The 12,902-nt window shown below is 59.1% G+C and carries 8 protein-coding genes; all 8 read right to left on the bottom strand.

Annotation, left to right across the window (positions count from 1 at the left end; genetic code table 11):
• Positions 1–39 precede the first annotated feature (39 nt).
• The 8 genes from rffA to AC1MHZ_RS11245 all read right to left on the bottom strand — a co-directional run bounded on the left by rffA (position 40) and on the right by AC1MHZ_RS11245 (position 12,890).
• A complete protein-coding gene (gene rffA, locus AC1MHZ_RS11280) occupies positions 40–1,194 on the bottom strand; it encodes a dTDP-4-amino-4,6-dideoxygalactose transaminase (RefSeq protein WP_480460328.1) in 1,155 nt (384 codons plus the stop codon).
• Between the two features lie 24 nt (positions 1,195–1,218).
• Entirely contained in the window at positions 1,219–2,598 is a 1,380-nt protein-coding gene (locus tag AC1MHZ_RS11275) for an NAD(P)/FAD-dependent oxidoreductase (protein WP_480460329.1), read from the bottom strand.
• Positions 2,599–2,609: 11 nt separating this feature from the next.
• Complete coding sequence (locus tag AC1MHZ_RS11270) at positions 2,610–3,377, bottom strand: class I SAM-dependent methyltransferase (protein ID WP_480460330.1); 768 nt, start codon at positions 3,375–3,377, stop codon at positions 2,610–2,612.
• Between the two features lie 35 nt (positions 3,378–3,412).
• Entirely contained in the window at positions 3,413–4,048 is a 636-nt protein-coding gene (locus tag AC1MHZ_RS11265) for a methyltransferase domain-containing protein (protein ID WP_482966359.1), read from the bottom strand.
• On the bottom strand, positions 4,048–4,743 hold the full coding sequence (locus AC1MHZ_RS11260; RefSeq protein ID WP_482966358.1) for a WbqC family protein: 696 nt from the start codon (positions 4,741–4,743) through the stop codon (positions 4,048–4,050). The genes AC1MHZ_RS11265 and AC1MHZ_RS11260 overlap by 1 nt, the downstream gene beginning before the upstream one ends.
• Positions 4,744–4,839: 96 nt before the next feature.
• On the bottom strand, positions 4,840–7,584 hold the full coding sequence (locus AC1MHZ_RS11255; RefSeq protein WP_482966357.1) for a glycosyltransferase: 2,745 nt from the start codon (positions 7,582–7,584) through the stop codon (positions 4,840–4,842).
• A 53-nt stretch (positions 7,585–7,637) separates the two neighbouring features.
• Positions 7,638–11,186, bottom strand: a complete 3,549-nt coding sequence (locus AC1MHZ_RS11250) for a glycosyltransferase (protein ID WP_482966356.1) — start codon at positions 11,184–11,186, stop codon at positions 7,638–7,640.
• A 135-nt stretch (positions 11,187–11,321) separates the two neighbouring features.
• Entirely contained in the window at positions 11,322–12,890 is a 1,569-nt protein-coding gene (locus AC1MHZ_RS11245; protein ID WP_482966355.1) for a flagellar hook-associated protein 3, read from the bottom strand.
• Between the last annotated feature and the right edge of the window lie 12 nt (positions 12,891–12,902).

Raw genomic sequence — 12,902 nt, 5'->3', positions numbered from 1 at the left:
TCCAGGATCAGGTAAGGATACGGTCGAGGGGGCGCGAGGTCATTTGCCCCGGCGTTCCGAGAAGAACTGGAATATCGCTGCGCATACTTGCGCGACCTGGCGAATGTTCATGTCTGAATACAGAGGCAGGCGCAGCAGGCAATCAGCGATCTGCCGGGTCACCGGCAACTCGCCAGCACTGCGGGCATAGCGCAGGCCGGCCGGCGAATCATGAAGCGGTACGTAATGGAACACGGCATGGATATCGCGCTCACGCAGGAAGCGGATCAATGCACCGCGCTCTTCGTTATCGCGCATCAACAGATAAAAAATATGCGCATTGGCAGGCTTGCCCCCTTGAGTACGCGGCAGCATGAAGCAGCCATCCGCCTCGAGTGGTTCCAGCTGGTGGAAATACGATTCATAGAGTGCACGGCGATGAGCGTTGATGTTTTCGCCCTGCTCCAGCTGGGCGTACAGGAATGCAGCTGTCAACTCGCTCGGCAGGAAGGACGAGCCAACATCGACCCAGGTGTACTTGCTAACCTCGCCTCGGGAGAATGCTTTACGGTTGGTGCCTTTTTGCCAAATGATCTCGGCACGCTCGATCAGCCTTGGATCGTTGATCAACAACGCCCCGCCCTCACCGCTGATGACATTCTTCGTTTCGTGAAAACTCAGGCAGCCCAAATGGCCGATGGTGCCCAGCGCCCGGGTCTTCTCACGCGCCAGGATGGCTTGGGCTGCATCTTCTATCAGGACCAGGCCATGTTTGTCGCAAATACTCAATAGCGCATCCAGGTCACATGGCTGGCCAGCATAGTGCACAGCCACGATGGCCTTGGTTTTGTCGGTAATGGCCGCCTCGACCAGCCTTTCGTCCAGGTTAAGGGTATCACTGCGAACGTCCACGAAAACCGGCACGGCACCACGCAGCACGAACGCGTTGGCCGTCGAAACGAAGGTGAACGAAGGCATGATGACCTCGTCCCCCGGGCCTACTTCGGCCAGAATGGCCGCCATTTCCAGAGCAGCGGTACAGGAATGGGTCAGCAGGGCCTTGGGACAGCCAAGGTTGCTTTCCAACCATTGCTGGCACATCTGGGTAAACTGCCCGTCACCCGCGATCCCACCGTTCATGACCGCCTGGGCGATATAGAACAGCTCCTTGCCGACCACGAACGGCTTGTTGAAAGGAATGACTTCTTTGCTCATGTTCGTTTCTCCGGCCCACATGCTTCAGGCGAAATCGGCCAGCGACAGGTAGCCACCCAATAGAGCGTCCAGAAAATCCACCTGAACCGCCTGGTCGAGTTCATGCTTGTCGAAGAACGCGCGGGCACGACGGTAGTAATGCTCCTCCAACGCCTGGTCGGCATCGGTATGACCCGCCTCGTAGCCATGCTGCGACAACGCCGACACCTTGACGGCTGCGTATTTGCGACAGCAAGCCTCGACGGGTTGGTCAAGCATGGCACTGCGCAATGGCCGGGCATGGTCGAAGTAGGCTCTGGCTTCGGCCGAAATCGAATGATCGAGCAACAAAGAGGACAGGTTCTGCGCAAGCCATGGCGCGAAGTGATAACCGTCCCGACGCGTACCGGTAGCGATGAAGGTATTGCCGTTGAGCTGCCCAAGTACCGGGTAGCCATCGAGGCTCACCGGACGGTATCCGAAGTTGTAGCGAATGAACCCACTGGTGCGGTGCATCTGGTTGACCTGGTTGATCGCACCATTGACCAACGCTGCTACCGACTCGGCGCGGGGGAACTGCTCATCGGCCGTCGTCACCAGGTTGGTGGCCCCAACCACGAACAGATCGTTCTCGTAGGGCGCATGATAGATACCGCACGCACCGCCACGATTGGGCGTACGCAATACGTAGCGCCCTTTGATTCCCGGGTTCTTCAGAACCACAGTTGCGCCTACGCCATTGACCACTCGGATGCAGCTTTCCTCGTCCCACAATCGTGTGGCCATGCTGCCGTTGGCCAGCACGATACGCTCACCTGACAAGGTACGGCCATCGGCCAGCTTGACGCCGCAGGTTCGATCGCCGCGTTTCTCCAGCGTTTGCACCACACCATCGATGAAACGCACGCCACGCTTTTCCAGCGTGGCCTGCAACGCCCGGATCACCCCGTCAGGGTTGACCACGCCTTCACGCGGCAGGAACAGAGCCTGCCGGCTGCGATACCGTGGCCCTGGGGCATAGGCAGGCTCCTTGGCCGGCTCTATACGCTCGTAGGGCTCGGCGAACTCATCGAGGTAGCCGGCAATGGCATCGAACGCAGCATCCTCATAATTGTTGGACGCGTTGTTGTTGACCAGTACCGTTCCCAAACGGTAGTACTGGGAAGGAATTTCGAACTCTTCGACAAACGCCCCCCACATACGCGCAGATGCCTGGCTCAACTCGAATTTCAAACGATCCCGCGGCTGGTCGAGGGCCCCCGGTTCGAGTTCGGCGAAAGAGTTGAGCATGGCCGCTGCAGCCATCGACGCGCTGAAAGGGCGCGCAGCAGGGCCAACCACCTGGATTTGCTCACCCGGAAGGTGGCGGGACAACCCCGCTGCGATAGCCAGGCCGACCATGCCATTGCCAACGATCAGGAACATGGTGGCTCTCCTTACAGAAGCTTGACGATGCACAACGATGGGTAGGTTTGCGACCGCTTGATCTCGTGGCGCACCTTGCCCAGCACCTCGGTGACGTAGGCATAGCCTTCACCTGGGAGGAAGTCACGCTGTAGCTGGAAGAACACCAACATGGAGCCGGGTAGGCAACGTGGCAGGACCTGCTCCAGAGCAAAACGCGTTGGCCCCTCCAGGTTCATGTCGAAGAACGCCAGAGCAACCAGCAGGTTGCGATTCCGCTCGATGAACTGCGGCAAGGTATCCTTGATGTCGCCCTCTACGACTTGATGACCGCTCGATACCTGCGGCAAGGCGTTGATGCTTTCGTGCAGGGCCAGCAGGTGACGCAGGTAATCGGCATATCCGTTCCCTGTGTCGTAGCAGCCGTCCTGGAAGTGTTCATTGTTGATCTTGCCGTCATCGGCATGGGACTTGTATCCGGCAAATGTGTCAAACGCAGCGATCCGACGCTGCTTGTTGAACGGCTCGAATATCGCCCTGAGGTTTTCGCACAGCACGGCGTTCTGGCCACGCCATGTTCCGAAGTCGAGTACGGACCCAGGCAAGTGGACGATTTCCCGGTACAGGTCGGAGATCGCCAGCATACGAGCCAGAGACGCCGAGCGGATGAACAGGCCTAGGTTGCGTTCCTTTTCGGCATCCTCCAAAGGCGCATTGGAAAACGACTGCCAAAGTTGCTCGCGCGCTTCGAGTTGGCTTTCACTGGATTGGGTGACGGAAGTGGAACCGCTTTTGAGCATGGGAATCTCCGGAAACAAGGGGCGTCGTCGAACAGTCACAGTGACTTACGCACAAGCAGGGTAAATTCGTACAAACCATAGTCATGCAACAGTGCCACCTGCCTGGAGTAGGTGCTTTTACACAGATCAAAATAAAAGCAGGGATCGCCGTAATACAGGTAGTCACGCATATAGGGAGCGTCGGAATAAGAAGTGAGGCAATTGAAGGCGAACCCTTTGCGACTACAGGCATCCATGTCCTTCAACACCGTGGAGATATAGGTTTCCCACGCTTGGACTGCGACGTCCTGACGTACGTTGAAGATGCCACTGGCCACGGCATAGTCCGCCTGGCGCGAAGGTGCACTGCCGACTTCGAAACAGGTCACGTCATCCACAGTGTGCTGTTGCTTTGCAGCGGCGATCATCTCAGGACAAAGATCGTAGCCAAGATAATCGACCGCCATGTCACGCTCGCGCAGCCAGCCAAGCAGTGCGCCATAACCACACCCGACGTCGATCAGGCTGAAGCCTTGTCGCTGGTCCTGTTCCGGCACGAGCTTGAGCAATTGTTCGAACCGCAGCTGCTGGGATTGGCTTCCGTTCCAGTCGACACCCTCAGGCGTGGCGCCGTGCATACGGATACGCGAGGCGTAATAACGCTCGACATCTTGCAGGATGGGCGTGGTCATCAGCACCGCTCCAGGAAAGTAGGTGCATCGGCACCGGTATTGAACAGCAGGTCAATCACGCTGACGGCATGCTGGAACTCACCGAACAGTTGCGGATATTCCGGGTAACCCGTATAGCTCATGTAGGAAAGGCCCAAGCCGGCGGCGGCGAATGCTTGTTCGTCGAGATAACAACTGGCAGCGGGTCCTGAGAGATAGTCAGTGCCGCCAACGGCATGACACAGGTGGATCAGGCGTTCGTTCTTGCCATCGGCTCGCCCAAGATCTTCGGAACGATAAAGGGGCGTTCGGATGTTGAGCAGTTGGCACAGGCCAGCGATGAAGACCTGATTGATACGAGAAAGATGAGTACAGGTGGCGGCGTGCTCATACAGTGCGCGGACAGGGCCTTCCATCGAGGAAAAGCAGGGCGCGCGCCGGTAGTTCATCTCGATCGTCTTCCAATGCTGGGCCGCCCAGCCAGGCTCACTGATCTCGACTTCGTTGATGCACTGCTCGTACCGGCCTTTGTTTTTTACCGGAACGGTCAACCAGTGCTCGCCTTGTGCTGTCTTGATTTTGTTGCGATTGCGCCAGTCACGACGGGTGTATTGGACATCGTCATACAGGATGAATGCATCGACCTTGCGAATCAGATCGAAATACCCTTTCCAAGGGATATAGTTCGACTGCACCACAGCCACCTTTTTTTGCATCCGGACCTCGTGTTGAAACCTGCTTCGCGCTGTCAATAAATTGCCATCAGGCAAGAAAAAGCCGGGCATGTACCCGGCTTTGCAAATCCCGAGCCACTACGCAATGCTTGTCAGCCATTGCTGGTCGACACAGGCTGTTGCTGCGAGGTCTTCGCAACCGGAGCGGACCTGACCATTGAAGGCTGCCGGCCACCGGGCGGCCAATGATTGACTCGATGCCAGATCCCAAATCCGCATGGCACTGACCAGCAGCCGTGCGCGGGGGGTCCAGACGACCATCATGCCGTGATCCGCCGCAACCACGCCGAGCCCGATACCGACATCAGGCATTGATGCGATCCCACCGCACTCATCGAACAACGCACGACGCACCATCACGCACTCGCCGGCCACTGCCGAACAACCACGGACCGACTGGGGCCAACGGGCTGCGGAACTCTGTTCGAACGACAACCCTCGCCAGGGCGTGTGTACCTGCGGACCGGCCAGCAACTCATAGCCTGCATGAGCCAATGTTCCATCCTCGGCATGCAGACAAGCCCCGACCACGCCAACCTCAGGACGCTGGGCCTCATTGACCAATGCCTCGATCCAGGCGGGGCTGATGACTTGGCAACGCTCCGATAGCAGCAACAGGAATTGGCCATTCGCCTGGCCGGCCAACATCTCCAGGCTCTGTTCGCGAGACGCGCCCGCTGCTGCTGTTATCAGACGAGCACGGCTTGCAAATGCCTGGAGGGCTCCTACTTCGTCATTGCCACAAGCGACCAACAGTTCGTAACGAGGGTAGCGGGTGCGCTGGAGCACGCTGGTCAAGCATGCCTGCAACTGGCCCAAATCGCCTTCGCTGGCTACCAGGATGCTGACCAGGGGCGTGTTGCCATGGCGGTAGTCGATCGAGAGCCCCGCTGCGCCCTGATCCTGCACCTGTGCGCCATAACCGAGTTGCTTGAGGTGGCGAGCAACGACTGGAAGCGCTTCGGCTGCCAGGCTTGGCGCAGCTTGCTGGGTGATGACCAGGTACTCGTTCAGATGCGCCATGCAGCCGACCCCCTGCGTTTCGGCCAGACGTAGCAACACGTCCAATTCCAGCACCTGGGCATGACTTTCGCTGTATCCCCCCAACTCGACGATAGCCTGGCGGCGCATCACCCAATGACGAGCCATCAGCCCTGGTTGAGCGCGCAACAGGTTCAGGTCCGCGCCAGGACGTACCACCGCATGTAAACGCCCCTCCTCATCCCGTTGCACTTCGTTTGCGCAGATTGCCTGGCACTGTGGAGCGTCTCCCAGCTCAACCAGCAGGTGCAGCAATCCTGTACAGAGCAACTGGTCCCCTGCTTGCAACAACAGCAGCCAGTCAGTGGGCAATTGCCGCACCACCTGGTTCAAATGCCCTACCCAATTGCCCTCCGACACCTGGATGAAGTGCAGGGTGTCACGAGCAGTCGTGATAACCGGCGGTTTCCCGGCCTTGAACACGACCAACTTGAAATCGCGCACACCGGTGGCCAGTATGCTGTCGAAAGTGGCTTGCAGCGCGGTGTCGTCGTTTTGCAGATCCACCACCACGAAGGCTACCGACACGGCTTTCCTGCTCAGGTGCGTATGTACCCGCTTGCGATCGATGTCATCGGGCGTGACCGCTTCCAGAGCGTGAAGCAGCCGACCCGAAGGCGTGGATTTGAATACCTGCAGCAGGTAATCCGGCACCTGGGCCAGGCGTTCGAGCCAGGCGTTCAGTTCGACGGATTTAGCCTCGTCATCCTCCTTGTCGAAAGACGCAAGCAGGCACTGGCAAACCGTGCGATTGAAAACATTCAGCGCCAATGCTTGCCAATATCGCTCTTGCAAGCTTTCGGCCGTGTCGTTCGGGTGCCGTTGCAGCAACCGGTCCTGTTGGACCCAGACGCCCTCCAGCGCATGGATCTGCTGCTGACCGACCGGCCAGGCATGACAGAGGAACTCCACCTCGGCCAGGCGATTGAACAGGGCGCCATTGTAATAAGGCAACTCAACGAACTGCTTCGGCTCGAAGACACGCTCAGGCTTGGGGGTCACGCTGCTCCATGTAGAGGTAAACAGCAACGCGCTGTGGTCTGGTTCATAGGTGCAATGAACGAACGCGTTCAGTGTCGCGACACCAGACTCATCCTGATGCAGGCCCTGAGCTGCCGCGTCTGTAGCGCGCAAGGTACGGACCAACTGGTCCCGACGCTCCTGGCGTACGGCAGCCGGTACGGATGTCGGGCGGTAGCCACAGATTACATCCGTCTGCTGCAAGGGCACGATCATCTGTTGAGTCAATAGCACCCAGGAAAGCGCAACACGCCAACTGGCAGCATCCAGACACCCAGGCATACATGCCAAGGCCTGCTGCAGGGCTTCGACGCGCAATACCGCTCGCCAGGCCTGCTGGCCAGCCTCGGCATACTGGCGCAGGCCGACGACAGGGTCCGAGCCAACATCAGGCAGCACCGAACCGACCTTGTAGTAGGACAGCTTGCTGCGGCCGGGTACATAGGCGAGCGCGTATCCCTGGGCGCCGCTGGCCTGTGGCAGAGTCTGCAGGCAGACGGAGGCCTTGTCCAAAGCGCAAGCGAGTACGAAATCGGCATCTTGGGCCAACATCACGAACGGTGTGGAGACATGCTGCAGCGCGCCGGCCAATTGCTCTTGCCATGGGCCAAGCGTCTCATCGCCTTCCAAGGGGGCCAGAGGCAGGCATGGTACGCCTTGCTGATCGTAGTAGTGCAACGCACGCGCACGATGGTCGACCTGTTCATGTCCCAGTAGAACGACCGTCACGTCATTGCGTGAATCGGTTGCGATTGCGTTCATAGTGCACCTATGTCGATGGATGGAAGCGCCCGGGGCTTGCCGAGCGCCGAAAGTCAGTCAGCCAGCCAGGCATTGGCCCAATGCTGCAGGTGGTGCGGCGTCAATACATAGTCACGCAATACCGCCTCACGCAGGGCATCGCCTTGGCGGTAACTGGCCTGAGGATCGGCCAGGTGCATGCGGATAGCATCGAGCCATTGCTCGGTGGTGTTCTCTCGTACCCGGGTGCAAGGCAAATAGCCTGAATAGGCCTTGGTATCGGTACAGATGACTGGGTAGCCACACACACCGTACTCCAGCAAACGCAAGTTGCTCTTGCAGTCGTTGAACAGGTTCTGCTCAAGCGGTGCGAGCGCTAGGTCCAGGTTGAGACTGGCCAGTTTCTGCGGATACGCCACCAGTGGAACACTGTCGTGGAATTCCTTTACGTACGGCCGCAACATGTCCGGACACATGCCGAAGAATACCCAGTCGACTTCATGTGCCAGGCTTTGGAGCACTTCTTTCATCATCTCCAGATCGCCACGGTGACTGGTCCCGCCCGCCCATCCCACTCGTGGACGTGCGCTGGTCTGACGCAAGCTCGACAGCCCCGTCCACAACGAGGCCGCGAGCATATTGGGCACTACCTGAATATCGTGATGATAATCCGCCAATGCATCGGCCAACGGCTCGGTAGAGACTACCAGCCTGTCGCACAGGCCAATGGCCTGGCCAAGCAATTCCCGTATATTGCTCGCCTGGTTGCGCGCATGATCATTCTTCTTTGGTGGATCGATGACGTAGTCGTCCAGTTCGAAGACCCGCCGCGCTTGGGAAAAGCGCTTGATACGGCCCAGCGTCCTGATGTCTTCCGGCGAGTACCGATACTGCAGGATGATTGCATCGGGCTTTTCCCGCTCCAGTTCGATCAGGTGCGGTGCCCTGAAATTCATCCGGCCTTGGATATAACCGGCGCGTTCGAGCTCGGTGAAGGGTTGGATGACTCGATAATGACCTACGCCCGAAGTATTGCGTGGCACAGCCAGCACAGAAGGCGCAGCCTTTTCGATAAACGGATCCCAGCCTTCGCGCAACCCGGGCTCGAGGTTGAAACTCATCAATGTGAGGCTCAGGTTCGGGTTGTAGGCCGGATCCTTTGCGACCTTGCCCAGCCATCGTTGGAGAAAAATCTCCTGGTCGGCTTCCTGCACGACAGGGCTGTGCGCCTGGGTCAATTGAGCGACCCTGGCCTCAGGCGTCCAGACGACGAGGTAACCTTTCTCGCGAGCACGCAGACAAAGATCGGCGCCACACCAATCTGGTGGAGACGCGTGCATTTCAATGCCTTGCAGTTCGTCGAACAGTTCCCGCCGAACCAACAAACAGTCCAAGCTCAGAGCACTCCAGTTCTGAACCAAGCCCAAACGGTTCACGCCGCCATGCGAATGCATGGCCGACATCAGGAACGGATTTCCAGCAGGCCCCCTGAGTCCGAGCACCAATGCCCCGGCAGCGATCAGACCATCGTGATTGACCAGGCCCGGACCAACAACGCCCACTTCCGGGCGCTGGGCATGGTTCATCATTTCCCGCAGCCACGTATCGTCGAAAAAGGCACAACCGGTATCGAGCACCAGCAGGTAGTCGCCACGGGCATACTGGCTGGCCAGGTTCACGCCTTGCGCAGGCTCCGCGCCAGGAACGTCGATCACTCGCAGCTGGCCACCCAGACCACGCATCGCATCCAACCAATCACGAACATCGGCTGGCTCTTGGCCGTTGGCGACCAACAGCACTTCGTAGGCGTCATACTCTGTATGTTCGAACAGCGACTCGACACACCGCCTCAAGCGCAGCAGGTCGTGCCCGGCATGGACAAGAATGGATACCCCTGCGGCTTGCTCGTGCAGATACCGCACACGCGTCACCATGCTGCCCGGCACCCCGTCGATCTGCGCAGGCACACCCAGGCGTTGCAGGTGCGCCCGGACTACCTCGGATGCCCGTGACTGTCCGACCGGGTCGCGCAACCAATCGGCATAGCCATACGAACTGTGCACCAACACTTCGGGGATATGTTCGACAACGTGCAGCCCGTGATTCTCGACCATCCTCCATAGAAGGTCATGCGGTGCCAGGCTCGCAAATTGCTCATCGAACCCGCCCAGCGTACGCACCGCTTCGCATCGAAACGCCAAAAGCCGCCCTACGTAAGGCAAGCTACGCATCAAATCCAAGTTGAAGTCGGGCTTGAAGACAGGGTCCGATGGCATGCGCCCGTCGTGAGCACCTTCATCGATGTACAGGCAAAGACTGTCTCCACGGAGCGCCATGCGTTCCGCCATCAGCACCATTGCATGCGGGTGCAAACGATCTCCGGCGCGCAGAAGGAAAAGCCAGTCGGCATCGGCGTGCTCGAGCCAACCGTTGAGCGCACCTACCCCCTCGCCCTGCAGCATCCGATAGTGCACCTCGGTGCGCTCGTCCATCGAGGCAGGGCCCAGTACCAACGGACGGCAGGCAGAATAGGATTGAGTCGCCAGGGTGTCCAAGGTGGCCCGAAGGGCAGCCTCGTCACCTTCTTCACAGAAGATCACCGGAACGATGCGCGGTCGTCCAGGCCACTGCTCGATCCGCCTGGACAGCAGACTCAATTGACCTTGCGACAAGCTGCGGCATTCCAGCCATTGCGAATACAACTCGGCGAAGCTGAGGCTGTCGGTCCCAACTTGCAACCTGAAGTCATCCATTTGTTCGGAGAATGCACTGCGCAGGTTCAACTCTTCCCACCGGCGCTCGCCGCTGCCAGGTGACGTCAGGTTGTGATATCGCACCCAACCGGAAGCCGGCGGCAGCTCGCCGGTACGTGATGCCAGCATTTGCAGTAACCATTGGGTCTCGGTCCTTGCCGCCTCAGTCGTCGTCACGTTGTGACTCAGCCTGCCAGCATGCACACGCTCAAGACTCAGCACTTGGTCCAGGCTGCATAGATGGCCACGGCGCAAGAGGCAAATGTACAACGCCATGTCCAGACGGGCCGCGAAGCCATGACCGTCCTGCACCAGGGTGGGCAAATATTCTTGGACTTGAGCGCGACGGAACAACGCGTGACTGATACCGCCGAAGAGGTTGATCGCGTTATCGGCAACGCATGCGAGCAAATCGGTGCCGTTGATCAAGGCGCTCGTGGAGGAAATAACCCAGTTGAGGGCTCGTGATGGCAACAGCACGTCATCTGCGTCACAGAGCAGGCGCTGATTGATCACCATACTTGCCGAGGTCCACTCGACCAGGGCCTGCGCCTGCTGGGAAATGCAAGGTGCGAGCAGGGTATCGTCATCGCACAGGAACTTGATGAACTCCCCATTGGCGTGCGTCAAACAGGCCAGGAGGTTGCGAGCGAATCCCAGGCATCCAGGATTGCGTACATAGCGCAGGGGCATCTGAGCGCCCTCGCCCAATGCTGCGCAGGCCGTCTCGATTTCCCCGTCAGCGCTATCGTCGCAGACGATGATCTCGATATTGGGATAGTCCTGGGCAAGCGCGCTGGCCAAGGCGCGTCGGAAGAAGTGTGGATTGAACGCTGGAATTGCGATGGTGACGAGAGGATATGCCTTCACGAATGCTCACCTGAAAAATGGTCTGCCTGGAGGAATGGAACCTCGCTTTGAATGGAGGGCCTGCTCTCGAACACCGGGATACGGGGCTCGCCATGCATGACCGGCGAGCCCCTCTCATTCAGGCTTGGCTGCAAATCAGATGTAGTTGACCAACGACAACCCAACGATCTTTGCATACGACTGCATCGAAGCCTGCAGCATGTTCTTCTGCATCTCCAGGCGCAGCATGACCTCCGCCGGGTCGCTCTCACGAATCGAACTCTGGGTCTTCTTGTTCTCGGTGCTCAGCGCCTCGTTGGTTTCGGCCTGCACATCCAGCGCCTGTCCGCGCCCCCCGATGGAAGAGACCGACGAGGAGACCTGGTTGATCGCACTGCCGATGTTGCCAATGGCCGAATCCAGCGAGGCCAGGAAATGCTGCCGCGCGACAGGGTCGTTGTCCTGGGGCGTCATCAACGCAGAGCGCAGTTGGCCGATGGTATCGAGCACGTTCTGGGTCTGGTGGTTGTCCACCTTGACCGCAAACGAATCACCCGCCTCGGGTGCGCCCGACAATTCGAAACTGACGCCTGCAGCAGTAGCCGTGGTGCCATTCAGCGTCCCCGTCGACACCGGTCGGCTGTCGTCGGTCATGGGGGCAGCATACAGCTCGAACTCGGTCGCGCTGGTGAACTTGAGCACCGCGCCGCCGCCTGGAAAGGCCGCCTTGTATACCGAATCATCGCTGATCGCGGCACTGGTCACCTGGCTCGACGAGCTATTGCCCGGGCTTCGGGTACCGGCAATCGAATCGGCCTTGGAGCTCAGGCTGAAGGTATGTCCGGCAATGGCCGCATCCGGGTCATTCTCGTCCCCGGCCTTGAGGGAGATATCCAAGCGCAAGTCGATGCCACGGAAGCTGATGGTGGTGTTTTCATCCTTCGGATCGAACGTTCCCCCCTGGCTGGCTTCAAGCGTCACATCGTTGCCGTTTGCATCGAGGATCTTGTACTGGGTGCTGCTGGTGAATTCGATACTGTACGGCTCGCCGCTACGGAAGCGGTCATTGTAGGTCGCACTGCCAGAGACCTGACCGTTGGACAGGCTGACTCGGCCATCATCAATGCCTGGCGCGGTCAGGTGGGTCTCGCTGCGGCTGGTGTTTAGGGCCTGCTCGAAGGCACTGTAGCCCGTCTCGTTGGCCGCCAGGGTGAGCATGTCTCCGACCTGGAGCATCAACTGCCCCTGGTCGCCCTGATAGCTGTAGGTGCCGTCGGCGTTGCGCACATACGGTGGCGTGTCGCCTTTGGAACCGGAGAACAGGTACTTGCCGTTCTCATCCTTGCTGTTCATCAAAGAGAACAACTGCTCTTCCAGCGATGCGAGTTCGTCGGCGTTGGCCTTGCGATCGGAGTCGGTAAAACCACCATTGCCCGAGCTCACCGCCAGCTCATTGACCCGCTGCAGGATCGTACCAATGGCATTGAGCGTACTTTCCGCAGTCCCCAACGCGTTGCGCACATTGACGATATTGCCGCTGTACTGCTCCAGCAGGTTCTGCTGCTGTTCCAGTTGCAGCAGGCGCGCTGCGCCCACCGGGTCGTCGGCGGCGGTGCGTACGCGCAGGAAGTCGCTGGCTTCCTGAGACGTCTTGTTGACGTTGGAGAAGGTACGCTGGTAGTTCGCGCTGCTGGTGTTGTAGAACTGCGAAGTGGAGATGCGCACGGTCTACGGCTC

It is taken from the genome of Pseudomonas sp. FA-1 (assembly GCF_056856075.1).
The sequence above is the reverse complement of the archived record's forward strand: the minus strand, read 5'-3'. Positions and strand labels throughout refer to the sequence as shown.